Genomic DNA, 24181 nt, shown 5'->3' with positions numbered 1-24181 from the left:
GTTACCGCATGGCCGTAATAACTTTGACGACAGATTTTGGATGGAAAGATCCCTATGTTGGTGCCGTTAAAGGAGCTATCTACAATGAGTTGGAACAGGTAAATGTTGTTGATATCTCACACGACGTTTCACCATTTCATATCGCTGAGGCAGCTTACATCATTCAAAATGCCTATTCATCATTTCCTAAAGGTTCTATTCACATAATAGGTGTTGATGCAGAACATACGGTAGAAAACAAGCATGTTGCCGTAAAATTGAACGATCATTATTTTATATGTGCTGATAATGGTGTCCTGTGCCTTATAATGAGTAAACTCAACGCAGAGCGCATGGTGGAGATTAACATACACGACCGTATCTCGTCAAACTTTACTACGTTAGATGTATTTGTCAAAACCGCTTGTCACATCGCTCGTGGCGGTACTCTTGAAGTAATAGGAAAACCCATTAAAAGCCTTAAAAATATATCGGGCATCCATCCTACCGTGTCTGAGAATAAGAGCTACATCAATGGTCAAGTTATTTATATTGATAATTATGGCAATAGTGTCACCAATATCAATCGTGAATTATTTGAAAGTGTAGGTCGCGGTCGCTCGTTTGAATTATCGGCTCGCAGCGAGAAACACAAGCAAATCTTTAATCGATATAGTGACATTGTAAAATTTGATACACCGGTAGCAAAGCGCGATGTTGATGGTCGAGGTTTGGTTATATTTAATACCGCAGGATTTATAGAAATCGCTACCTATAAATCAAATCCACTGACGGTAGGAAGCGCGAGTACGTTATTTGGTTTGCGTCTAGACACACCAGTAGTTATAAATTTTAATGCATCATGATTACACGTATTGTAAAAATGCATTTTGAGCAGGATAAAGTTGAAGATTTCAAGACCATGTTTGACGAGATCAAAGATGATATACGCAAACAGACCGGTTGCTCGTTGCTAGAACTGTATCAGGATGCCCACGATGAGACCGTATTTTTTACTTACAGCTACTGGAATACGGAAAATGACCTCAATAATTACCGACACAGCTCGTTATTTAAGGAAATCTGGCCTAAAACCAAGGCTATGTTCTCACAACCTGCCAGTGCCAATACGGTAAACAAAATCCAGATCTTAAAATGATAGCGATCTACTTCAAGGAACTTAAGGGATACTTCAGTACGCTGACTGGCTACCTGATTATTGCCTTGTTCCTGCTTGTGAGTGGATTGATGACCTTTGTCATGGACAGCGACAGCAATCTGCTTAATTATGGCTTTGCAGATATGACTCCGTTTTTTATGTTGTTGCCTTGGTTGTTTATCTTCTTGATTCCTGCCGTGTGTATGCGATCTTTCACTGCGGAAAGAGAGTTGGGAACACTAGAATTACTCATTACAAGGCCAATTGCTGCATGGCAATTAGTTTTAGGAAAATACTTGGCGGTTTTCACACTTGTCCTTTTTGCGTTGATTCCAACCTTAATTTATGTAATTAGCATTGGAATTTTAGGTGAGCAAAGTTTCAATCTGGATACTGGAAGTACCATCAGTGGCTATCTAGGAGCAATATTGTCTTCGTTAATATTTATCGCGATCGCCATTTGGTGTAGCATCATCGCTTATAATCAAATCGTGGCATTTCTATTAGCAGCGGTAATTTGCTTTTTCTTCTACTTTGGATTTGAAGGTATTGCTGGTTATTTGAATACAGACAATACGGTTACTGCATTAGGCATGAAGTACCATTATGAAAGTATGGCGCGCGGCGTTATTGACACACGAGATCTTATTTACTTTATAAGTGTTGCAGCTTTTTTCTATTTACTAGGAGTTTTTACTCTTGAAAACAGTATTGATAAGTCATGAATAGGTCAATGATCAAAAAGCTTGTATTACTGGTAGCAGGATTGATTCTAGTCAATTTGCTGTCAACGCAGTTTTATGAACGCATTGACATGACAGACGATGACCGCTACACGCTATCATCAACAGCTCTAGATTACTTGAATGATGCAGAGCTGCCAATTCTTATAGACGTATTCCTGGATGGCGAGTTACCTGCAGAGTTCTTGAAACTTAAGCAAGAAACACGACAGTTGCTGGAAGAGATGAGTAATGAGCATCCAGAGTTGAAATATGAATTTATAGATCCTACCGAAGGTCTTAACGAGCAAGAGCGTAATCAAGTAATCCAACAGTTGGCTCGTGAAGGCGTGCAAGCTGCGAGAACAACCATTCTAGATCAAGGAAAAGAAACTAATATCGTTGTTTTTCCTTATGCTATTATTGCCTACGATGGTAAACGTACGGCGATACCGCTGTTAAAGTCGGTAGCAAGATCGACAACTGAACAACGCGTAAATTCCAGTATTCAGCAGCTGGAATATCAATTAATTGATGGTTTGCGCAAGGTTTCTAGAGAGAAAGAGAAGTCCATCGCCATATTGCGCGATAGCGGTGAATTGAGTGATTTGCAAATAGCAGATTTTATAAGATCACTGCAGGCCTATTATAAAGTAGCACCGTTTGGAATTGAGTTTGTAACCACGAGCGACAGCGTCCAACCTAGACAAGTACTCAACGCATTGAATCAATATGATCTTGTTATCGAGGCCAAACCAACGATAGCTTTCTCACAAACCAAAAACTACATTCTAGATCAATACTTGATGAATGGAGGTAATTTGCTACTCGCTGCTGATCCAATCATTATGGAAAATGATAGCCTAGCAAATGAGCAACAAACAGCTTATGCGCTACCCAGAGATCTCAACCTTGACGAGATGCTATTCCGTTATGGATTGCGGCTTAAAAAGGGATTGATTAAAGACTTGCAGAGCGGTCCAATCGCACTTGCCACAGGTCAAGGTAGGAATACACAATACGAGGCATTTAAATGGCCGTACTACCCTATCGCTTCAGGTAGTCAGGATATCGCCATTACCAAAAATCTTGAAGAAGTCAAGTTTGAATACACAGGCAGCATCGACACGTTGAACAGTTCAAACCGAAAACAAATTTTGCTTTCAAGCAGTGAAAACACCCGAGTTGTCACCTTGCCAACCGCTATATCCCTATCTGAACTAGAGCGTGACATCAACCCGGATAACTATCAATCAGACAGTCAGATACTGTCGGTTATATCTCAAGGTAATTTTACAAGCGCCTTCAAAAATAGAGTCAAGCCGTTCGACAATCCAGATCATAAAGATCAAAGCAATTACAGCTGCATATTCCTAAGTGCTGATGGCGATATTATGAAGAATCAAGTAGATAGAGGACAACCGCTGGATCTAGGATATGACTTGAGAACTGGACAGCTTTATGGCAACAAGGAATTTTTGCTCAATGTAGTTAATTCCATCCTTGCCGATGACGGATTGATCAATCTACGTAATAAGGATTATCAAATAGCCTTTCTGGACGTGGAGCGATCCTATGATCAACGTATCTTATGGCAGCTCCTGAACATTGTTGCTCCTATTCTATTGGTCTTTGGATTTGGTGCCTTATTTATCGCGTTGCGCAAAAGGCGATACGCTCACTAGCTTTTCTTCACGTACTGCGTCAGTATCACAATGTGTTGACCATTAACTTTACCTTCAATGTGATTCTCATTGTCATGAACCAGTGAAATATTACGAACTGCTGTACCGCGCTTTGCTGTAAAGTTGGCACCTTTCACATCAAGATCTTTGATGAGCACGATGCTATCGCCTTTGGTTAGTACATGACCGTTTGAGTCGCGATGTATCATTTTTGGACCGCGTTGAATGCCGGCTTCAGCCCAATTTTTAACATCATCTTCTAGATACATCATATCGAGTAAATCTGCTGGCCAGCCTTCATTCTTAAGCTGATGCAACATGCGGTAAGCAACTACCTGGACGGCTGGCACGGTGCTCCACATACTATCATTAAGAGCACGCCAGTGATTGGGCTGCACTTGATTTGCATCTGTCAATTGATCTACACAGGTACTGCATGCCAAAATGCTCGTATCCTTCACATCAGCAGGTGAATCAGGAATCTCGTATATGAGCAAGGATTCTCGAGAAGAACACAATTCACATTGATTTTCTGATCGTTCCTGTAAGTCTTTTAATTGATCTGACATGGTTTGTTGGTATAATGTAGTTTGATGATTACGCTTTCGCGAAAGCGTAACAACCTAATAGCTGGGTGAATAAAATCTACTTCAAATTATTTAAAATCCACTCTACACGCTTGTCTGTGTTGTGGTTGTTTTGCAATGATAACGATTGATGAGCCATAGGTGTAACAAGACCCAATTGTTCCATGTACTTGACCGTGTCTTCATATTCAATAGAACATTTACCTAACAGTATGTGATCCATACCGATGTCCTGTTGGTGCCTGCTATATACTTTTTGCAAGCCAGAAAGATATAAAGCATCCTTAGTAAAACCGCCACCACGATGCGTTCGCAACGTGATGTTGAAAGCCTTATCTCGATCTAATTTGTAATGGCCGTGAATGAGGTCAAATGTTTCCATGAAGTCATTGCCTTTGATCAAGCTATCGGTTGCGATAACCCTATAAGCAAGCTCTTTGAGTCTGGTGAGCGTTAGGTTGCCGCTCATATATTCTGCATAGACAGCGAGGCCTTCTTGGGTCTCTACATTATTGGGAAAACCATTGCTGAAAATCTTCAACGGTTGTGCGTCTGCATTAAAGGTTGTCACTAGGTGCACACCTATCTCGTGATGCGCCAACACATTGAGTTGGTGCTGTGAGAATAAATGATTTTTCTTAAGAATTAACCGCTGATCCTTATTAGAAACCATGGCACTGGCGCTCATCGCACTACTGGTCTTTATATCAAAATCAAAGGAATACAAACGCTTGTACTCATTGAAAAATTCAATCGCATCTTGGGTAGAGATGTTATTTTGAAACTGGGCAGATTCCTGAACGTCAGACTCGTAATGCAGTATGAATTTTGCATTTTCAACCATGCGATCTGTTGGTGTGCCATAAAATCGCAAACTATTGAAATAGAATTTATTATCGGGCTGCGCTATGCTTTCAATACATTGTAATAAGCCACTGTAGGTATAGATTACATCCTTGTATAACTCTCTCAATCGATCATCCTGAATATCCTTTAATCGCTGGCTGTAGAATAAGCGATGTAGCTTATAGGTATCAAATCGCACCTTACGATACTTGAATTGTGGGTTGTATCGGTATTTTGCGCGGTAAAATTGCTTACGCTCCGCAGCTATATTCAACGGATTGATAAATGCCAGCAATTCCAAATTGCGTACCAGTCTATTAATATTATCATCAATGTCAAGTACCACCTGGTACTCTTCTCTCACTGCATCATTCATAAATACTAAAAATCTTGTGTGTGGTGTCTGTCATAAAATCGATGGGCATGCGATTGTATGTAATACTTGAGTTGATCGCTTAATGCATGTACAACCTCTGGATATATCACACCTGTATCTTCATCGCAGTAGATTTTAGAAACCTCAGTCGCGAGAACTAACGAGTTTACAGAGTTATCAGTAATATATTTCAAAAAGAATCCATTGCCCTGAAAGACATCATTGATTGCACAGGTTACCTTTTGGTCAATTGGCAAGGTCATTTTGTTCAAAAATTCCTGCCATTGCTCAATCGCTTGTCTGTATTCATTTTGATCGACATTTGATGTTCCTAAATTAAAAACGGGAACCTCTCGATCCCAGCGATTCTTGTTATAAGAATGTAGATCATAAAAAACAACACTACCAAATAGTTCTTCCAACTTCACAATAAGCTGCAACACGACTCGATAAAATGCCTCATGCTTATCAAGTGCACGTTGTTTAAGATCATCACTCAATGGATGTTTCCATAATTTCTTGCCCCAAGCGGTATCATAAATAGCATCTTCAGGTGATCGATTAAGGTCGTATTCAAACCTGCTATCGTGAGAGATAATGGTAATGGGTAAAGATGAAATCATGGTGCCGGTCGCAGGATCTTCCTCATACCAGCGATCGTGGGCAGTATGCAAACAGTTAGACCACAGATCTTTACTGAAGTTGTGACCATCGTGAATCGCCGCACAAGCATAGGGAACGTAATCATCAATTTTTATAGAGAATGAGTAATCATCTGCCACGGCATGAAAAATTTCTTCGTTCTCGATCTTGCGCAGGATTTCTCTGATGGACATTTTATTCATCGATAAGGCTATTTTTTAATTTGGTCTTGCGGTGCAAGGCTTTTACTTGTTCTTCCGTTTTATCTTCAAAAAAGTCAATCACTTTCTCTTGCAACTTGACCTTGCTTACTTTATTGATGTAGGTAATGCCGCCTGGCGACATTACATTTACCTCTACCAGCATGCCGTTGATTACGTCTATACCTACAAAGTACAAGCCGTCATCAACGAGCTTCTGCCCTATTTTGCGGCACAATGCTTTTTCCGCTTTATTGAGCACGTGCCTTTCAAAAGTACCACCAGCGCTTATGTTTGATCTATGATCTTCACTACCTGGAACACGTCGTACAGCGCCTATAGGTTGACCATTTAACAACAGAATACGAGAGTCGCCTTGTTCTGCGCCCTCGATATAGTCCTGCAAAATGATATAGTTGGTTGTACCGTCCTTATTATCAATGTAAAAATCCATGAGAGAGTTCACATTGTGCATCGCGTTTTTCTCAATCATGATCACGCCACTACCGCCAAAACCATTTAATGGCTTCATAATCATACGATCTCTAGGGTTTTCCTTAATGACAGATTTTAGGTACTCTTTGTTTTTAGAAACATGCGTACGTGGTATGATCGTGTTATCAGGATCATCAAAACATGCCGTATAGAGTTTGTTATTTGCTTTGCGCAATCCTTCTATATCATTTACGATAAACGTATCATCCTTAACACTGTCCAGAAAATTGAGCGCGATAGGATCCAGTGGTGGATTTGCTCTCATCATGATCACATCAAATCCTGCCAGCGGCAACATTTTTTCCTTAAGTTCCGCACGTTTATAGAATGATTTGAGTTGCGCAGGCACCTTATCCATTCTGCGCAATACTTTAGAAAACGCATAAGCAATACTATCACGTATTGTCAAGTTTGCAGGAGTCGCGATAGCAACGGTATGACCGCGCTTAACGCACTCGTGGATTAAGGCAAGAGTCGTGTCGTTTTCTGGCACGATTTCTTCCCATGGATACATGATAAAACAAACATTCATAGAGTCTAGGTATTGGTTGGTACGCGCAAACTATGAATAAATACTAGTAAGACCTGTTAAGTAAATGCAATGATTTTACAGGATTGTGCAGGTAGATTGTTGATAGTTACGCTTTCGCGAAAGCGTAATTACATCAAGCATTACCGCATATCAATTGCGACTTCTATGAAGTAACTTCATCAAGATTATCATCCCAATCCTTCACATCTGGCTCGCCGAATTTGCCCAGCGATTTTGCCACCACCGAAGCAACCGTTGCATCACCAGTCACATTGACTGTGGTGCGTAGCATGTCTAGAGGTCGATCTACCGCAAAGATGAGCGCTAGTGCGACTGGAAGAAGCTCAGCAGGAAAATCGATGGACTCCAACACGATAACCAGCATCACCATACCAGCACCAGGAACCGCGGCACTACCTATGGATGCTAGTAAAGCCGTTAGAATGATAGTTAGTTGTGCGCCCAACGTAAGATCAATTCCCAATGCTTGACATACGAATACGGCTGCAACTGCCTGATACAAACTTGTACCGTCCATGTTAATGGTCGCACCTACTGGTAATACGAAACTGGCAACCTCTTTCTCAACGCCCATGTGTTCCTCAACACGTTCCATGGTGACAGGTAAGGTGGCAGCACTGGAGCTGGTTGAGAATGCAAGTAATTGAGCTGGTGCAATCTTATTGAGAAACCATAGTGGTGATTTACCCACATAAAACCAAAATATCAAACAGTAAACCGCAATCATACACAGTAATCCCAAAACAACGGTTCCTGCATAGAATAATAATGCCAGAAGGATCTCTGGATCGTCAGCACTTACAACCACATTAGCAAGTAGTGCAAACACCGCAAAAGGAGCCGTGAGCATAATCAGATCCACCATTTTAAGCACTACATCATTGAGTGAATCAAAGAAATCTTTAAGTGGTTTCGCTCGATCCTCACCTATTAATAGCATGGAAATACCTAGAAATATGGCGAAGAAAATCACCTGTAGCATAAGGCTGTTATTAGACATGGCAGCGACAGCATTATCTGGAACCATATCTACTAGAGCTTGTAGTGGCCCTGCATCTTTTTGCGCTGCTGCGGTGGCTAATTTGCCTGCGATGTTTGAATTACCCTCATAGGTTGAACTCAAATTCTCGATGGTGTCTTGAGAGATTCCTGAACCAGGATTCAATAAATTAACCAGTCCTAATCCTAGTGTTATAGCAATTATCGTGGTTGCTATGTAAATGATAATAGTACGTAATCCCATGTTGCGGAATTTCGCAATATCCTTAAGATCAGAAATTCCTTTGATCAAGGAGGCTAGAATAAGTGGCACTGCAATAAGCTTGAGCAAATTGACAAATATGGTACCGAATGGATTGATCCAATCTGCTACAAATTCAGGACCCCAAGATGGCTGCACCATGATGAAACCAAAGATGATTCCAGCGGTCATCCCGATTAATATTTGCCAGTGTAATGCTAATTTTTTCATGTAATGTTATTAGTTCAAGAATCTAATGATGGGTTTTCTGCACACTATGATTAGTAGCGACAGTATAAAAACGATGATATTGTTTCCTAATTGAGCCTCAGTAAAGCTGAAGTAAGCAGATAACGATCCCGCATTATTACTTACAGATTCACTAAATCGTGCCACGATCCAGTAAATAATGTCTGGTAATGAAATCATTATAAAATAGAAACCAATCCCAAAAATGACTATTTCAAAAATCTGAGAGGTCTTTACCTCGGTAGAAATTGTCTTTCCCTCAAAATGTTTATCTAGAAGCAGCCACTTGATGACATGATCTGTACCTGCAAAAAATATAAGAACGATAAGTGCCAATGATACAATCATTGACCCTATAGCTATCATGTACTCATTACTTTCATAGGTCGTGGCTAAAAACAGATATGAAATCAAAGTTAAAACACATTCAAAAAACAATAGGATGCCTATCGCTTTGAGCGCTAAACGTAAAAAATCCTTAATAGTAATCATACTCGTGATGTTCTACTTCTCAGATAATGGTCTGCCAATACGAGCGCGGCCATGGCTTCAACAATAGGAACCGCTCTAGGTACCACACATGGATCGTGCCGCCCTTTTCCTTGCATCTGCGTTTGTTCACCCTTAGAATTAATCGTTGGCTGATCTTGCATGATGGTGGCAACTGGTTTAAAGGCAACTTTGAAATAGATGTCCATACCATTGGATATACCACCTTGAATACCACCGCTCAAGTTGGTTTGAGTGGTGCCGTCCTGATTGTAAAGATCGTTATGCTCGCTGCCCAGCATCTTGCTTCCTTCAAAGCCACTACCGTATTCAAAACCTTTTACCGCGTTGATGGACAGCATGGCTTTGGCAAGATCTGCATGTAGTTTGTCAAAGACTGGCTCGCCCAGACCAGAGTCAACATTCTGGATAACGCATGTTATGACGCCACCTATAGTGTCACCTGCCTTTCTGACCTCAAGGATTTTTTGAGTGCACGCTTTCGCGAAAGCGGAATCTGCACACCTTACTGCATTATTCTCGATCTCGTTAAAATCAAGCTCTTGATAAGGCTTGTCTTGTTCTAGATCACCTACAGCCGTGGTAAACGCATAAATTTTCATGTGAGCCAAAAGCTGTTTTGCCACCGCGCCAGCCACCACCCTACTAGCGGTCTCACGAGCGCTGCTGCGACCACCACCACGATAATCGCGAGTACCGTATTTATCGTCGTAAACCTTATCTGCATGACTAGGTCTGTACGTGTCTTTTATATGTGAGTAATCCTTTGATTTTTGGTTCTCGTTGACGATTTGAAAACCAATAGGCGTTCCCGTAGTAACACCTTCAAAAATCCCAGAAAGAATCTGCACAGTATCTGATTCCTTGCGCTGGGTCACGATCTTGCTTTGGCCAGGTTTACGGCGATCAAGATCACGTTGCACGGCTTTGAGATCCAACTGGAGCCCAGCCGGACAGCCGTCAATGATTCCACCTATTGCTATACCGTGTGACTCACCAAAGGTGGTGAGCTTAAAAAGTTGTCCAAAGGTATTTCCTGCCATGCGAACAAATATAAGGTTTGAGATAGTTAACTTTGAGAGTTCTTTAACTTTTAAAGTTGATCTTTTGAAACGTACTCTATTGGTGATGATGATGTCACTATTTGCCTTGAATTCTTATGCCCAAACAAGCGAGTTATCTAAGGACTATAGGAGATCTATCAAGCTTTATCAAAAACATAAATATGCCCGTGCCATACGCCAATGCATAAAAGCATTTGAGAAAAATGAGGGTTCCGTAAATGCTGACGCTCAAATTTTTCTAGGAAATTTATATTATGCAAATCAAGAATATAAAGAGGCTCAAAAAGCCTATCTAGAAGCAATACAATCCTTGAAAATAGGAAGCGACAAGGTAATTCTATTGCAGAATTACATAGCAAGAGCAAAGGTCCACATCAAACATTCTGGAAACAACTGCCATCCTAACAATAGTATCCAGGAAGATCTAAAAAACGATTTAATCTACATGAGCAGCAATGAAAAAATAGAAAGCCTTGATAAGATGGCGACCTACCGCGGTTGTGAGAAAGAAGAAACCGCTACGGCAACCGATAAATGTCTGCACTATTATATAAATGATTTAGTGACTTATAATTTTGATGACGGTCTATATGATGCTATTAATTGGAAAGGGCATGCTTTTATAGGCGGTCATTTTACTATTGAAAAAGATGGTTCACTATCTGATATACAGCCGTTTTCATCGCACCCATTATTTGAATTAGAGGCGATTAGAATTTTACAAAGTATTACTGACATCGAGCCAGCTATCTATGATGGGAACGCCGTAAGATTGCGTGAGAACCTGCATGTACATTTGTAGATAACGATTGAATTAAAAAATTAATTCCGCATAACATTACCAAATGAATAAACCTTTTATTACTTTTTTCCTTTTGCTATTTATTCTGCCGACTATTTCTTTTAGTCAAACACTTGATGATTTATCGCGCCGAGATAAAAAGAAAATCGACAAAACTTTTAAGGCTTATGCTACGCAAGATTTTGACAGCGCTCGCAAATTGATGAATAAATGTTTGCAGTCTGATGATCTCAAGGATTTGAGTCAGGTTCAATTATTGGATGCCCATATCTATTTTGCTGAACGAGATATGAATAAAGCAAAAGAAGCTTATCTCAAAACATTAGAAAGCGCTCCTATTGGAAGTCCGCTCACTAATATTGCACAGATAGGTATCTCTCGATCTGTAGAAAGAATAATGAGAGAAAAAGATTTTGATGCTAATAAGCTACCTAAAGTTAAAAAGGATTCGATCGCAAAAAAGAAAACCACAATAGATACATCACTGACTACTGTGCCTTTTGCAATTATTGAAAGAGTACCAGTCTATCCTGGTTGTGATGCAAACCAAACCAATCTTGAATTAAAAGCTTGCATGCAAGATGCTGTAAGCGCTCATGTGTCAAATGAATTCGATACCGATATTGCCACTCTTACTGGGATTCTAGGAAAGATCTCTATACGTGTTCAATTTAAAATTGATGATACTGGAAAGGTTGTTGATGTACATGCAAAATCAATTAATCCTATCCTAGAAGAAGAAGCTATTCGTGTAGTATCAAGCATAACACAAATGCAGCCCGGCGAACAAAAAGGTGTGCCAGTAAGCGTGGTATATGCATTGCCTATTATCTTTTACGTGGAATAATTGACCATCAGCAAATCAATACTAAGTTTTAGAAAAGACAAATGAACCTTGCCATTATGACCACCAGAAATATCTTTATCCTCGTTGTAATACTTACGAGTATTAGTACCTACTCACAACTCAATAAAAATACTAGTCTCAGCGATGTTGCGATCTTCAATGAGACTAGAAAATCGTATTCGCTACAAAAATTCGAGTGGGCTAAAAAACAAGTAGAGAAAAATCTACAAAATGAGAATTTGAGTAAGCAAGCATATGTTTATCAAATTAAAGGTGATATAGAGTTTGCATTGGCAAACTATGAGGATGCAAAAGATGCTTATACTAAGGCTATTCAACTAAGTAAGCCTAGTAGCTCAATTGTCAAAAGATCTCGAATAGGCTTAATTCGATCAAAGGATCATATAAGTCGTGAAAATGATCTTCAAAACCTTGACGAAGAATTAAATCAATCAGATAAAGAGTCAGAAATAGCGATTTCTTTTATAGAAAAAGTGCCTGTTTACCCAGGCTGCTTTAAAGAGCGACCAAATAAAGGTCGCAAAAATTGTATGCAAAAAAACATAGCGCTTCTTGTTTCAAGAAAATTCAATAAAGGTATCGCTGGTCATACTGGTTTATCTGGTGCAATTGAGATAGAAACACAATTCACCATTAATAAAGAAGGAAAAGCTGAGTCCTTTAAGGTTGATGCCTTAAATCCTCTTTTGGAATATGAAGCTTTAAATGTTCTACAACAATTGCCTGAATTTAAACCAGGCTATCAAAGAGGTGAGCCAGTACGTGTGATGTATGAATTACCAATAATTTTTGATATGCAATAACTAAGCTGCCTTACTGGCTTTTAAATAAAGCACGAAACTTCTTCTCTTTCGATAGTCCACGCAACACCTTGAAAAATTATTTACGCAAGCTCACTGAAATAATTTCTTGCATTTCGGCAGCTTTAGTGTTTTCACGTTCTAAGTAGGTAAAAACGTTTAGAAGCGAAACTTCCAGCTTTCTATAAAAATTTTAAGTGCCTAAAAAGGATCATTGCTGCTGTTGGGAAATCAAAAAACTTTACTCGCAGGTTTCATAGTATACATATGCTACGAACGAATTAGATGAATGGTAGCATGATGAACTTTGCTACAGGCAACTAAATCTCTAATAAGCTTAAACTAGTTTATACTCAGGATAGGTTTCTTCCAGGTACTCGTCTGCCCTAGTGGTAATCTCAAAACACATGATGTAAAACATCAAGACCATCGAACATAATACAATGCTAAAAATGAACAGTACCCAATTGCTGTAACCATCATGACCACCTATAATAAATACATTGAACAGATGTGTAGGTATAACAAAAAAGCCCCAACCGGCGCCATTGGTGAATATTATTTCCTTGAATAGCCACTTCTTACCGGTTTGCTGCTGTGATTTTTTGAGTTGTCGCTTTTGATAAAAAAGCAATCCTATGTATGTCACTACAAAAATGCCTAGAAGACTCATGATGATCTCGTGCGTGTATTCATGGTTTATCGCTAGCAGGTAATAGAAGCCTAGAATAATTGCGATAAAACCCAACACTCTAGGCAGTCTCATGTATTGCTTAAAATGTGTCCATATGATTCTCATATATTTCTTACCTAGCGCAGCTTGCCGTTTTTCCACCACTTCCATGAACCCGAACACGCCAAATTTCTTAAACTCAAGATCTCGCGCCTGTTCAAAAGTTAATTGCTCATTGCGTGCCCATTGCGCCTCTATACCATGCGCCATGTGATCAACCAGCTCTGTTTGTAGATCAAAATGTTCTACAAAATGTTGACGAGTAAATATGTAAAGCTCATCAATTTGCTGCTCATTAAGTGTCTTCATGATTAGATGGGTTTAGGGATTAATAGCTGCTGCATGGTTTCTAGATAGTCACGCAGTGCATCTAGCTGGGATATACGCTCTTCATTTCCAGCCTCGGTAATCTTATAGTACTTACGTATGCGATTATCAACCTTACGCGCTTCTACCTGCAAAAAACCTTGTGCTTCCAGCTTATGTAGCACTGGATACAAGGCACCTTCTTTTATTTCAAGCGAACCATTGGTTTCTTCCTTAACCTTTTGAGTAATCTCATAACCGTACATCATGCCCTCGCGATCCAGCAATTGCAGGACGATAGTCGTGAGATTCCCCTTGAATAATGACGTATTTTGCATACCTAGGTAACTTAGGTATAAATGTAGTATTTAATTTGAATGTTGCAATAGGTGTTATATAAATTTTGCTTTCGCGAAAGCAAGATCATAAAGTCTACTACTATAAATCAAAAACCAAATTTCAACAAAATAATTAGGCAGCTACTCTGGTCATAAAACCACCAAGAATTCAAAATAAAAGACGCTAATCCTCAAATAGATGCCCGACTACAAAATCTCAACGCGCACGAGGCCATCTTCATCGATCTCAACAAGTTTTACCGCTTGCAACTGATTGATCAATTCAGGATTATAATAAGTCTTGACCTTGACATAATTCTCGGTAAATCCATGGATGAAGCCCTCCTTGTTTTCTGCTTCCCAGAGGACGGTTTTTGATTTGCCCAATTGGCTCTCATAAAATGCACGGCGTTTTTTGACAGACAGTCCACGCAACATTTTGGAACGTTTTTTACGTACACTTATGGGCACCACATCTTTCATCACAGCAGCCTCGGTATTCTCACGTTCTGAGTACGTGAAAACATGTAAATAGGAAATATCCAACTCACTTAAGAAGTTGTAAGTGTCTAGAAAGTGATCATCGCTCTCGCCTGGAAAACCAACTATCACATCAACACCTATGCAACAATCAGGCATCACTTCTTTAATTTTAGCAACACGATCAACGTACAATTCACGTCTGTAACGACGCTTCATCTTGCCCAGCAATTCGTTATTTCCCGATTGCAGTGGTATGTGAAAGTGCGGCACAAAAGCTCTTGATCTTGCAACTAATTCTATCGTCTCGTTCTTAAGCAAATTGGGCTCGATAGACGATATACGCAATCGCTCAATGCCTTCAACTTGATCCAATTGTGTGACGAGATCAAGAAAAGTGTGCTCGTGCTTTTTGTTACCAAACTCACCCTTGCCATAATCACCTATGTTCACACCTGTAAGTACGATCTCCTTGATATCTTGGGCGGCAATATCGCTTGCGTTTTGCAGGACATTTTCCATGGTGTCACTGCGCGATATTCCACGTGCTAGTGGTATAGTACAATAGGTGCATTTATAATCACAGCCATCCTGAACCTTTAAAAAAGCACGCGTGCGATCACCTATACTATAGGAGCCCACATAAAAATCTGCCTCATCGATTTCACAAGAATGAATCTGCGCTGGCTCATCCTTAGAAAGCTGATTAATGTAATCGGTAATCTTGAATTTTTCAGTCGCGCCCAGCACAAGATCAACTCCATCTACAGCAGCCAGTTCTTCTGGTTTGAGTTGTGCGTAACAACCTACTGCAATAGTAAAGGCATCAGCATTTTGCTTTTGGGCACGCTTGACGATGGACTTGAAACGCTTGTCAGCATTCTCTGTAACGCTGCATGTATTGATGACATAAATATCTGCAGGCTCGTCAAACTCTTTTTTTTCATAACCGTGCTTATCAAAATCACGAGCAATAGTAGAAGTCTCGCTAAAGTTGAGCTTACAACCCAGCGTGTAAAAGGCGACTGATTTTTTATCCTGTGCAGTTTGTATCATAACAGTTTATGCGCTGCAAAAATAAAACAACTACAGCTTTTAAAACCCAACAACAGCGCAAACTCTGCTATCTTTGAGACGTGAAAAATGGTATCCTTTTTATAATTCTCGCCACATTGATTGCTAGTTGTAATGATCGGTCCAGCGATATCGATGACAGTACAGTTTTTAGATACAACGAGCATGCTAATATTACCAGCCTCGACCCAGCATTTGCCAAGGATCAGCGCAACATTTGGGCTTGCAACCTGCTTTACAATGGACTGGTCAAATTAGATCAAGATTTGAAGGTAGTTCCTGACCTAGCGGCATCATGGACGATCAGCGACGATGGATTGACCTACCGCTTTACTCTCAAGGATGGTATAGAGTTTTATAATGATTCCGCTTTCGCGAAAGCGGAAAAATCACAACCACAACCCTACAAAGTAACCGCTGCGGATGTCAAATATTCTCTAGAAAGACTGCGAGATCCAGCCGTTGCCTCACCAGGTTTCTGGGTATTGAGCGAGGTAGATAGCATAAAAGCTGTTAATGATAAGGTTGTTGAAATCAAGTTGAAACAGCCGTTTCCAGCGTTTTTAGGATTGCTATCGATGAAATTTTGCTCCATAGTTCCCGAGTCTAGCAGATTGCTGCCTGATCATGAACTGCGAGACAACCCGGTAGGAACAGGACCATTTTACAAGAAACGATGGGAAGAAAACATCAAATTGGTACTGCGACGCAATGATCGTTACCATGAGACTGATAGTGCTGGCGCACAACTACCCTATCTAGAGGCAGTTGCCATAAGTTTTAAAAGCGATAAACAATCTGAATTTCTTGAGTTCGCTCAAGGCAATCTAGATTTTGTCAACGCCATTGATCCTAGTTATAAGGATGAATTATTAACCAGCACAGGTGAGCTAAAACCTGCTTATACCAGCAGCGTAAACATGGTAAAAGCACCTTTTCTCAACACAGAATATTTAGGAATAAAACTGGACAACAAGGTTCCAGAATTGCAAAGCCTAAAGCTGAGACGTGCTATCAATCTAGGATTTGATCGAGAGAAGATGATTCAATACCTGCGTAATAATATAGGTACGCCAGCTATTCATGGATTCATACCAGCTGGACTGCCTGCTGGCGGCGAGATAGAAGGTTTTAAGTATGACCCGAAAGCAGCGACTCAATTAGTCGCAGAGTACATGCAAGAAACGGGTGATAACGAGCCGTCGATAACCATTAGTACTAATGCCAACTATCTAGATCTGTGCGAATTTATTCAACGAGAATTAAAGAATATAGGTATCACGGTAAATTTAGAGGTCATGCCGCCATCAACTTTGAGGCAGGCGCGCAGCGCTGGCCAATTAGATATATTTAGATCCAGCTGGATTGCGGATTATCCAGATGCCCAAAACTATCTAGCGCTGTTTTACTCTGGAAACTTTGCGCCCAACGGGCCTAATTATACGCACTTCTCTAGCGATGCGTATGATGAATGGTATGAGAAATCATTACTTACTACTGATGATGAGTTAAGACTCGATCTATATCGCAAGATGGATTCTTTAATCATCGATCAGGCAGCCATCTTGCCATTATACTATGATCAAAGTGTGCGTTTTATCAGTAAGAAAATTCACGGTCTTCAAACCAATGGCGTGAACATGCTTGATTTAACTAGGGTCTATAAAACGAATTAATGCCACAGCCGTTCACCCTTCTTTCATCACCTCTTCAAGGTTTTACAGACTTTAGATTTCGTAATGCGTTGCACAAGTATTTTGGAGGTATTGATGTTTTCTACGCCCCATATATAAGATTCAACGGTAAACCAGAAATCAAATCTTCCTACCAGCGTGATCTAAATCCAGATAATAATGAGGTTCCTATCCTAATACCACAGGTAATGACGGCTAGCGTTGATGAGTTCCAGCTCGCTGCTAACTATGTGAAAGACCTAGGCTATGACGAGCTCAACTGGAACTTAGGTTGTCCTTATCCTATGGTTACTAAACGTGGAATGGGAAGCGGCTTGATAGCAAACATCGATCAAATTGACGCCATACTTGATCGAGTACATCAAGAAGTTGACATCAAGATATCCATGAAAATGAGATTGGGCTATGAACACACGGGTGAGATTCTTGAGAGTTTTGAAACACTAGAGAAATATCCGCTCAAGAGTATTGCCATCCATGCGCGCACAGGTAAACAACTCTATAAAGGTGGCGTGCATCTGGATGCTTTTCAAGCATGTCTTGATGCTGCGCCGCATACCTTATACTATAATGGTGATATTACCAGTGTTGAAGTATTTAAGCAACGTCAAGAGAGGTTTCCTGCAGTAAACCATTGGATGATTGGTCGCGGCCTCATTGCAGACCCATGGTTGCCTAACATGATTAAAAACGACCTCAACAACTATCCTGCAGATCGTTGGTCACGCTTCAGTGAATTTCACGACACAATTTATGAGCAATATGATGCCTTTCTTCAAGGGCCTACTCCTATCAAGATGAAGATGCAGGGATTCTGGAATTATTTTGCACAGCAGTTTGATAATCCACAAAAGACATTCAAGAAAATAAAGAAGGCTAATAATCCGCGCGCTTACAAGGCTGCGGTTAGCGAGATATTAAATTCAGTAAACAATTGAGTTGACGGCATAAAAAAAGAGAGAATTGCTTCTCTCTTTTCTTATCATGAAACTAGCGGTCTCCACCGCTTTTATTTTATTCTTAATCAAAAATAAAACTGTTTGCTAACTACTTAAACCTGTTCAAATATAGATCAACTACGTGTCTACATCGATTAAAGTAGCTAATTAAAGATGGTTAAAACGTTAACTAATTGTTTTTCTGCGAGTTGACGCTTGCCGTTCATCGATTACTATTTTTCCCAATAGCGATCAATATCAAATTTGGCTATATGGTTAGCTCCAGCGAGAACACCTTTCTGTTTGTTTTCAAAAGCTACGGTATAGAATCCTTGGTCTGACAATTTGATCCAGTCATCACCTTGATTGCCGCTCCACCAGATACCAGGACTTCCTACTGCTAGCAATTCTTGACCAGCAGTATCAGGAATAAAAGTAATGTCGCTGCAATATCCTGGACCATCACTATCGTTAAGTAATGACCAGGTTTTACCACCATCATGAGTGATTGCCTTATTAGCATCGCTACTGTCTTTATCATTCCAATCGCCGCCTATGATGACACCAGTATTTTCATCATAAAAATCAACAGCATAAATTCCTGTCATCTCGCCACCACTCTTAATTGGTGAGTCTGTGACTGTCCACGTCTCGCCGCGATCTGCGCTATGATAAACTCGTGCCGCCGCGCCACCGCTTACAATCCATACGTGGTCTCTATAAATCGATATATTGGAATTACTAGCTGCAAAAGCTGCTTCACCTTCAACAATTGCAGGCAAGTCACTACAAGGAACTTTGATCCAATCCTGACCTGCATTAAAAGTGCGTAAGATGGTCAAACAACCATCTTGAGGATCACCCATGGCGATACCTTCACGATCAAACCAGAATTTCATACTATCATAAAACACTTTCTCACCTTCTTCTTTATATACTAGAGTGGCAGACTTATCCTGCTTATCAATTTTATAGATAAGTGCTGGCGATCCAGCCGTTAACATGTAGGTATAATTTTCAGTACTAGCGATAGATCTAAATTCAAGATTGCTATTACCGTTATAATTAACCAGTCCACTTTCCACGATGTAAGTCGTGTCATTAATCATCCCGTAAGTCCCATTACTACCTGCAAACCAGAAAGTATCATCAGCATGTTGCAGTGCGCGCACACTAATCGAGTCTTGAGAAATTGTCTTGATCTCCATAGAAGCCTGCATACTGCGATCCATGATATCTTCTGCCATGTTTTTTCGGCAGGACACAAGGCACAATAGCAATAAGGGTAGTAAGTACCGCATAACTGTAATTTTTGTGGTAAAAATGGTGATAATTATGCTTTCGCGAAAGCGTAATTAACCAACAACATCTTAACAAATAACCATCGCAACTATATCTTCTCGCAGTTTAACGCCTTATTTTTGCAAAATGAGATTTCACCACAACTTGCTACAGGCAACCGTAGATGCACTTCACCAGATATTTAATGATGGGAAATATGCAGATCAAGCGATCCAGAAAATCCTAAAAAGAGACACTCGTTGGGGCTCGCGAGATCGTGGCTTCATTGCAGAAACTACCTATGATATAGTTAGGTACAAGCGCTTGTATGCTGAAATCGCCAGCGTCAAGGAACCTTTCAAGCCGGCAGATCTATGGCGCATGACCGCAGTGTGGATCGTACTTAAAGGATATGAAATCCCAGCATGGGAAGAATATTATAACACGCCTGTGCGTCGCATCAAGGGCAGGTTTGACGAGTTATCATCAATTCGCAAATACCGCGAAAGCATTCCAGACTGGATGGATGAACTATGCGTGGCAGAATTGGGAGAAGAATTATGGACGGCAGAGCTTGCTGCTCTAAACAAACAAGCAGACGTTGTCCTACGCACCAACACGCTCAAGACAGATCGCAAAACATTGAAAGAAAAATTACAAGCCCTTGAGATTGCAACTACAACTGATGATAGATTTCCTGATGCCTTGATCTTAGAAGAACGCGCCAACGTGTTCCAAACACAATTATTCCAGGATGGGTTATTTGAAGTACAAGATGCTGGTTCTCAAACCATTGCACCTTATCTACGAGTAGATTCAGGATTGCGTGTGATGGATTCTTGCGCTGGAGCTGGTGGCAAGACATTGCATCTCGCCGCCATTATGGAAAACAAAGGTCAAATTATTGCGACAGATATTTATAAAAATAAGTTGCATGAGCTTAAAAGACGCGCTAGACGCGCGGGCGCTCACAATATTGAATCCAGACATATCGATAGTACTAAAGTCATAAAAAAACTGGATGGCAAGATGGATCGTTTATTAATAGACGCACCGTGTAGTGGTATAGGCGTGTTGAGACGTAATCCAGATGCAAAATGGAAATTGCAGCCAGAATTTATAGAAGAAATTAAGACTACACAACAGGAAATATTGCAATCTTACAGCCGTGTTGTAAAGTCAGGCGGAAGTATGGTATATGCGACCTGCTCTATCTTACCATCAGAAAATGAAGGACAAGTAGAAGCCTTTTTAAAATCTGAAGCTGGATCGACTTTTACGCTGCAAGAATCGCAATCGCTACTTGCACATAAAGATGGATTTGATGGCTTTTATATGGCCAGACTATTGAAAAATTAAAATTGCTATTATGAAAAATGTTACCTTATTCTTCCTGCTGTTAGCCGCACTGGCAACGGCCCAACCACCAGCTGGTTATTACGACGACGCCCAAGGTCTTGATGGCTTTGAACTTAAAACCGCATTATCTCAAATCATAAGCGATGGATACAATGGTCGCAGCTATAATGCGCTGCTTACTTTATATCAGACAAGCGATAATGACGAGTTTTATGATGGTGGTACACAAACCAATACTATCCTTGATATCTATTCTGAAAATCCGGATGGTCCAGACCCTTATAATTATGAGTTTTCAGAAAACTGTGGTAATGTAGGCGCAGAAGGTACCTGCTATAATCGCGAGCACATTTTTCCTCAAGGACGATTCAATAGTCAAGAGCCTATGCGCAGCGATGCTCACCACGTAGTGCCTACCGATGGATCGGTTAACGGTGCGCGCGGTAGCTGGCCTTTTAGTGAGGTAAATAATCCAGAATATACTTCTAGCAATGGTAGTAAGCGTGGTCCATCAAGTGTCGATGGATATAGCGGTACCGCTTTTGAACCCATCGATGAATTTAAAGGTGATGTAGCTAGATCATTATTATACTTTGCTACAAGATACCAAGATCGATTTGACGATAGTTCTTGGGATAGTCCCAATGTAGATCGTGATCCACGTGATGGATCTAGAGGGCAATTTTATGAGGATTGGTACATTAATTTGCTACTTAAATGGCATGCAGAAGATCCAGTAAGTGATCGTGAGATTGATAGAAACAACGAGATTTTTGAACATCAAAATAATCGCAATCCTTTCATAGATGTACCACAATACGTGAATCAAATTTGGGGAACTCCAGAAGAGACGAATATTCTCGCTGTTACATTATCAGGAACTTATGTAGACTTGAATAATGATGATGAAGTGAATGTAGGTGATGAAATACAATACACCTACACAATTACAAATCGTGGTACCAGTACCGTGTGGCAAATTTCAGTAGGTGCAGAGAAAGGTATCTTTGAAGAACCTAAAAACCTAGAAAGTCTTGCTCCTGGCTTGTCGTCTGAGATTCCATCTGGTATATTGCGCTACTCTATTACACAAGAAGACATTGATAGCGAGTGTAACTGTGTAAGCAATCAGGTAACGGCGACCGGAAATAGCGAGGAAACCTTAGATGGAGAAATTGTAACGGCTATCAGTGATGATCCGGATGATGATACTAACGTAGATACTGATAATGACGAGTTTCCAGATGATAGAACGGTCGTTAGTCTAGAGGCACGCGATGGTTCTACCGAGTCCTCCGAACTATTTATATCAGAATACATTGAAGGCAGTGGTGTAAATAAAGCGATTGAGATTGCCAACTTCACTGGTGAAGCTGTGGATCTATCAAATTACAGTTTGCAACGTGATACCAATGGTGGTGGCAATTGGTCTAGCGACACGCCTCTAACAGGCACATTGGCTGATGGTGAGGTGTTTGTTATTGCCAACAGTGGTGCGGATTCTGAAATAACTGATGAGGCAGATGTTCTTGTCAACAGCGGCACGGCATTAGACTTTAATGGTAATGATCCAGTCGGCTTGTTCAAAAATGATGAGTTGATCGACATAGTAGGAAACTTTGGTGGCGGTGGTGCAGATTTTGCGCAAAACGTGACCTTAGTACGCAAGCCAGAAGTTACAGGACCAACAGTTTCTTTTAATCTAGCTGCGGAATGGAATGAATTCCCAATAAATACGTTTGATGATCTAGGCTCTCATACTTTTGGAACTACTGCTAGCGTTGGTGATGAAGTATTAGCCAACCTACTACTCTACCCTAATCCTTCAAGCACTGGTTTGTTCTTCATCAAGGGTGATATACAACAACCAACCGTGACAGTTTATGACCTTGCAGGACGCCAGATCAAAAAAGAAAGAGTCTTAGGCGACAGCTTTATTGTAGAAAAAGCTGGAATATACATTGTTAAAATTGAATTTGCAGATGCAGTACGCAGCTTTAAGGTGGTTGTTGAATAGCATAGTAGCGATTTCATAATACACTAAAACGCCCAATGATTTTAATCACTGGGCGTTTTTCATTTTCACTAACTCAAGAACTCTACATTTCCATATTTAAAACTGCTCTAAATCTGGTTTCATTACTCATCATCTTTTCAAAGGCTTTATGAGCATCGTCAAGTTTAAATTCCTCAATCATTGGTAACGCACCAGTACGTGCGCTAAAATTGAGCGTGTCTTCACTATCAGGCGCGACACCACTTGGCCAGCCTTTGAGGCTCTTACGAGCTTGTAATAACTGCAATGGCGACACCTTTATATCATCACCAGCCGCAGCGATTAACAGCATCGTACCGTCAATACCTAGACCATCAATGACACTCGATATGGCATCTGCATGAGGCGCGGTGGCAACGATGAGATCTGCGCCACCTAATTCCTGTAGTTTTTCTACCGCATCCACATCATCAGTGGCGATAAAGTGATGTGCGCCTAGTTTCATGGCGAGATCCTTTTTATCCTCGGTCGTACTCAGCGCGATGGTTTTCATTCCCATTTTATTAGCATACTGAATGGCAAGGTGACCTAGACCACCTATTCCTTGAACGGCAACAGTGTCGCCAGCTCTCAATCCTGCATTGCGCATACCATTAAAAACGGTGATTCCTGCACAAAGTAATGGCGCTGCTTCTGTACTCTTTAGATCCTCAGGAACGATGGCTGCTGCCTCGTATGGAGCGGTCATATATTCTGCATAGCCGCCATCATAGGATATCCCAGAGATTTTTGCATTCTCACAATTGATAAATTTACCGCGTCTACAAGGATCACAAGTAAAACAATGACCGCCATGCCATCCTATTCCCACGCGCTGGCCTTTTTCTAGACTGGTTAAATCACTGCCTACCTCTTCAATTATTCCCACAACTTCATGTCCTGGCGTGCGCGGGAACTCGTTGCCCATGGCACCTTGCTTGACAAAATTATCGCTGTGGCATATTCCACAGGCTTGTACTTTAATAAGTATTTCGTTTTTTTCTGGACTTGGTTTTGGCACATCTACGATCTGTAGATCGCCACCTTGTTCCATAAATCTTGCTGCTTTCATTGATTATGTTTTTCCAAAATTTACGAGATCTCAATGATTAATGACTCGTCCTTTAAATAAGCTTAACGATTGATTGCGGTTACGCTTTTGCGAA

Annotated in this window: 23 protein-coding genes; 11 read left to right on the top strand and 12 right to left on the bottom strand. The window is 40.5% G+C overall.

Annotated features, from left to right (window positions below):
- Positions 1–8: 8 nt before the first annotated feature.
- From EJ995_RS08760 to gldG, 4 genes are read left to right on the top strand one after another with little or no spacing between them, the layout of a single operon-like run.
- Complete coding sequence (locus tag EJ995_RS08760; protein WP_126447646.1) at positions 9–845, top strand: SAM hydrolase/SAM-dependent halogenase family protein; 837 nt, start codon at positions 9–11, stop codon at positions 843–845.
- Positions 842–1138 carry a putative quinol monooxygenase gene (locus EJ995_RS08755; protein WP_126447644.1) on the top strand — a complete coding sequence of 99 codons (297 nt, stop codon included), beginning with the start codon at positions 842–844 and terminating at the stop codon, positions 1136–1138. The genes EJ995_RS08760 and EJ995_RS08755 overlap by 4 nt, the downstream gene beginning before the upstream one ends.
- Positions 1135–1863 (top strand): gliding motility-associated ABC transporter permease subunit GldF, encoded by a 729-nt coding sequence (gene gldF, locus EJ995_RS08750; protein WP_126447642.1) that lies wholly within the window; start codon positions 1135–1137, stop codon positions 1861–1863. Before EJ995_RS08755 ends, gldF begins: the two co-directional genes overlap by 4 nt.
- 8 nt (positions 1864–1871) lie before the next feature.
- Positions 1872–3545: a gliding motility-associated ABC transporter substrate-binding protein GldG gene (gldG, locus tag EJ995_RS08745; protein WP_241234619.1), complete on the top strand. Its 1674-nt coding sequence runs from the start codon at positions 1872–1874 to the stop codon at positions 3543–3545.
- Here the strand turns inward: gldG and EJ995_RS08740 are convergent.
- The 7 genes from EJ995_RS08740 to aroC all read right to left on the bottom strand — a co-directional run bounded on the left by EJ995_RS08740 (position 3542) and on the right by aroC (position 10286).
- Positions 3542–4114, bottom strand: coding sequence for a PhnA domain-containing protein (locus EJ995_RS08740; RefSeq protein WP_126447638.1), 573 nt, complete (start codon positions 4112–4114; stop codon positions 3542–3544). The two genes, gldG and EJ995_RS08740, sit on opposite strands and share 4 nt — an antisense overlap.
- A gap of 76 nt (positions 4115–4190) precedes the next feature.
- Positions 4191–5354 (bottom strand): flavohemoglobin expression-modulating QEGLA motif protein, encoded by a 1164-nt coding sequence (locus EJ995_RS08735; RefSeq protein WP_126447636.1) that lies wholly within the window; start codon positions 5352–5354, stop codon positions 4191–4193.
- Positions 5355–5359: 5 nt separating this feature from the next.
- A complete protein-coding gene (locus tag EJ995_RS08730) occupies positions 5360–6190 on the bottom strand; it encodes an N-formylglutamate amidohydrolase (RefSeq protein ID WP_317126797.1) in 831 nt (276 codons plus the stop codon).
- Position 6191: 1 nt separating this feature from the next.
- A complete protein-coding gene (gene gshB / locus EJ995_RS08725; protein ID WP_126447632.1) occupies positions 6192–7223 on the bottom strand; it encodes a glutathione synthase in 1032 nt (343 codons plus the stop codon).
- A 163-nt stretch (positions 7224–7386) separates the two neighbouring features.
- Positions 7387–8715 carry a dicarboxylate/amino acid:cation symporter gene (locus tag EJ995_RS08720; RefSeq protein ID WP_126447630.1) on the bottom strand — a complete coding sequence of 443 codons (1329 nt, stop codon included), beginning with the start codon at positions 8713–8715 and terminating at the stop codon, positions 7387–7389.
- 9 nt (positions 8716–8724) lie between these two features.
- Positions 8725–9225 carry a hypothetical protein gene (locus EJ995_RS08715; RefSeq protein ID WP_126447628.1) on the bottom strand — a complete coding sequence of 167 codons (501 nt, stop codon included), beginning with the start codon at positions 9223–9225 and terminating at the stop codon, positions 8725–8727.
- Positions 9222–10286 carry a chorismate synthase gene (gene aroC, locus EJ995_RS08710; protein WP_126447626.1) on the bottom strand — a complete coding sequence of 355 codons (1065 nt, stop codon included), beginning with the start codon at positions 10284–10286 and terminating at the stop codon, positions 9222–9224. Before aroC ends, EJ995_RS08715 begins: the two co-directional genes overlap by 4 nt.
- A gap of 64 nt (positions 10287–10350) precedes the next feature.
- Here aroC and EJ995_RS08705 point away from each other — a divergent pair, with 64 nt between their 5' ends.
- From EJ995_RS08705 to EJ995_RS08695, 3 genes are read left to right on the top strand one after another with little or no spacing between them, the layout of a single operon-like run.
- The gene (locus tag EJ995_RS08705; protein WP_126447624.1) at positions 10351–11109 is read left to right on the top strand and encodes a tol-pal system YbgF family protein; all 759 of its coding nucleotides are present in this window, start codon (positions 10351–10353) and stop codon (positions 11107–11109) included.
- 43 nt (positions 11110–11152) lie between these two features.
- Complete coding sequence (locus EJ995_RS08700) at positions 11153–11956, top strand: energy transducer TonB (RefSeq protein WP_126447622.1); 804 nt, start codon at positions 11153–11155, stop codon at positions 11954–11956.
- 41 nt (positions 11957–11997) lie between these two features.
- Positions 11998–12780 carry an energy transducer TonB gene (locus EJ995_RS08695; RefSeq protein ID WP_126447620.1) on the top strand — a complete coding sequence of 261 codons (783 nt, stop codon included), beginning with the start codon at positions 11998–12000 and terminating at the stop codon, positions 12778–12780.
- A gap of 334 nt (positions 12781–13114) precedes the next feature.
- On the opposite strand, the gene EJ995_RS08690 is transcribed toward EJ995_RS08695, so the two are convergent.
- From EJ995_RS08690 to mtaB, 3 genes are all read right to left on the bottom strand, one after another.
- Positions 13115–13819 (bottom strand): hypothetical protein, encoded by a 705-nt coding sequence (locus EJ995_RS08690; protein WP_126447618.1) that lies wholly within the window; start codon positions 13817–13819, stop codon positions 13115–13117.
- Positions 13820–13821: 2 nt separating this feature from the next.
- Positions 13822–14154 (bottom strand): PadR family transcriptional regulator, encoded by a 333-nt coding sequence (locus EJ995_RS08685; RefSeq protein WP_126447616.1) that lies wholly within the window; start codon positions 14152–14154, stop codon positions 13822–13824.
- A 207-nt stretch (positions 14155–14361) separates the two neighbouring features.
- Entirely contained in the window at positions 14362–15690 is a 1329-nt protein-coding gene (mtaB, locus tag EJ995_RS08680; protein WP_126447614.1) for a tRNA (N(6)-L-threonylcarbamoyladenosine(37)-C(2))-methylthiotransferase MtaB, read from the bottom strand.
- Between the two features lie 80 nt (positions 15691–15770).
- Here mtaB and EJ995_RS08675 point away from each other — a divergent pair, with 80 nt between their 5' ends.
- Both EJ995_RS08675 and EJ995_RS08670 read left to right on the top strand, forming a co-directional pair.
- Complete coding sequence (locus EJ995_RS08675; protein ID WP_126447612.1) at positions 15771–17384, top strand: ABC transporter substrate-binding protein; 1614 nt, start codon at positions 15771–15773, stop codon at positions 17382–17384.
- The gene (locus EJ995_RS08670) at positions 17384–18340 is read left to right on the top strand and encodes a tRNA dihydrouridine synthase (RefSeq protein WP_126447610.1); all 957 of its coding nucleotides are present in this window, start codon (positions 17384–17386) and stop codon (positions 18338–18340) included. Before EJ995_RS08675 ends, EJ995_RS08670 begins: the two co-directional genes overlap by 1 nt.
- Positions 18341–18573: 233 nt before the next feature.
- Here the strand turns inward: EJ995_RS08670 and EJ995_RS08665 are convergent, their stop codons facing one another.
- Positions 18574–19587: a WD40/YVTN/BNR-like repeat-containing protein gene (locus tag EJ995_RS08665; protein WP_206482234.1), complete on the bottom strand. Its 1014-nt coding sequence runs from the start codon at positions 19585–19587 to the stop codon at positions 18574–18576.
- 181 nt (positions 19588–19768) lie between these two features.
- On the opposite strand from EJ995_RS08665, the gene EJ995_RS08660 reads away from it, so the two are divergent.
- Positions 19769–20980, top strand: coding sequence for an RsmB/NOP family class I SAM-dependent RNA methyltransferase (locus EJ995_RS08660; RefSeq protein WP_126447606.1), 1212 nt, complete (start codon positions 19769–19771; stop codon positions 20978–20980).
- Between the two features lie 10 nt (positions 20981–20990).
- On the top strand, positions 20991–22997 hold the full coding sequence (locus EJ995_RS08655) for an endonuclease (RefSeq protein WP_126447604.1): 2007 nt from the start codon (positions 20991–20993) through the stop codon (positions 22995–22997).
- Between the two features lie 82 nt (positions 22998–23079).
- On the opposite strand, the gene EJ995_RS08650 is transcribed toward EJ995_RS08655, so the two are convergent.
- Positions 23080–24087, bottom strand: a complete 1008-nt coding sequence (locus tag EJ995_RS08650) for an alcohol dehydrogenase (RefSeq protein ID WP_126447602.1) — start codon at positions 24085–24087, stop codon at positions 23080–23082.
- Positions 24088–24181: the final 94 nt, after the last annotated feature.

It is taken from the genome of Nonlabens ponticola, assembly GCF_003966335.1.
Taxonomy (GTDB): domain Bacteria; phylum Bacteroidota; class Bacteroidia; order Flavobacteriales; family Flavobacteriaceae; genus Nonlabens; species Nonlabens ponticola.
Note: the sequence above shows the minus strand (reverse complement) of the source record. Positions and strands in the feature narration are given on the sequence as shown.

Excerpts from the sequence above, each read along its gene's own strand:
- EJ995_RS08760 (WP_126447646.1), top strand. The coding sequence starts at position 9 with ATGGCCGTAATAACTTTGACGACAGATTTTGGATGGAAAGATCCCTAT.
- EJ995_RS08755 (WP_126447644.1), top strand. The coding sequence starts at position 842 with ATGATTACACGTATTGTAAAAATGCATTTTGAGCAGGATAAAGTTGAA.
- gldF (WP_126447642.1), top strand. The coding sequence starts at position 1,135 with ATGATAGCGATCTACTTCAAGGAACTTAAGGGATACTTCAGTACGCTG.
- gldG (WP_241234619.1), top strand. The coding sequence starts at position 1,872 with ATGATCAAAAAGCTTGTATTACTGGTAGCAGGATTGATTCTAGTCAAT.
- EJ995_RS08740 (WP_126447638.1), bottom strand. The coding sequence starts at position 4,114 with ATGTCAGATCAATTAAAAGACTTACAGGAACGATCAGAAAATCAATGT.
- EJ995_RS08735 (WP_126447636.1), bottom strand. The coding sequence starts at position 5,354 with ATGAATGATGCAGTGAGAGAAGAGTACCAGGTGGTACTTGACATTGAT.
- EJ995_RS08730 (WP_317126797.1), bottom strand. The coding sequence starts at position 6,190 with ATGTCCATCAGAGAAATCCTGCGCAAGATCGAGAACGAAGAAATTTTT.
- gshB (WP_126447632.1), bottom strand. The coding sequence starts at position 7,223 with ATGAATGTTTGTTTTATCATGTATCCATGGGAAGAAATCGTGCCAGAA.
- EJ995_RS08720 (WP_126447630.1), bottom strand. The coding sequence starts at position 8,715 with ATGAAAAAATTAGCATTACACTGGCAAATATTAATCGGGATGACCGCT.
- EJ995_RS08715 (WP_126447628.1), bottom strand. The coding sequence starts at position 9,225 with ATGATTACTATTAAGGATTTTTTACGTTTAGCGCTCAAAGCGATAGGC.
- aroC (WP_126447626.1), bottom strand. The coding sequence starts at position 10,286 with ATGGCAGGAAATACCTTTGGACAACTTTTTAAGCTCACCACCTTTGGT.
- EJ995_RS08700 (WP_126447622.1), top strand. The coding sequence starts at position 11,153 with ATGAATAAACCTTTTATTACTTTTTTCCTTTTGCTATTTATTCTGCCG.
- EJ995_RS08695 (WP_126447620.1), top strand. The coding sequence starts at position 11,998 with ATGAACCTTGCCATTATGACCACCAGAAATATCTTTATCCTCGTTGTA.
- EJ995_RS08690 (WP_126447618.1), bottom strand. The coding sequence starts at position 13,819 with ATGAAGACACTTAATGAGCAGCAAATTGATGAGCTTTACATATTTACT.
- EJ995_RS08685 (WP_126447616.1), bottom strand. The coding sequence starts at position 14,154 with ATGCAAAATACGTCATTATTCAAGGGGAATCTCACGACTATCGTCCTG.
- mtaB (WP_126447614.1), bottom strand. The coding sequence starts at position 15,690 with ATGATACAAACTGCACAGGATAAAAAATCAGTCGCCTTTTACACGCTG.
- EJ995_RS08670 (WP_126447610.1), top strand. The coding sequence starts at position 17,384 with ATGCCACAGCCGTTCACCCTTCTTTCATCACCTCTTCAAGGTTTTACA.
- EJ995_RS08665 (WP_206482234.1), bottom strand. The coding sequence starts at position 19,587 with ATGGCAGAAGATATCATGGATCGCAGTATGCAGGCTTCTATGGAGATC.
- EJ995_RS08660 (WP_126447606.1), top strand. The coding sequence starts at position 19,769 with ATGAGATTTCACCACAACTTGCTACAGGCAACCGTAGATGCACTTCAC.
- EJ995_RS08655 (WP_126447604.1), top strand. The coding sequence starts at position 20,991 with ATGAAAAATGTTACCTTATTCTTCCTGCTGTTAGCCGCACTGGCAACG.
- EJ995_RS08650 (WP_126447602.1), bottom strand. The coding sequence starts at position 24,087 with ATGAAAGCAGCAAGATTTATGGAACAAGGTGGCGATCTACAGATCGTA.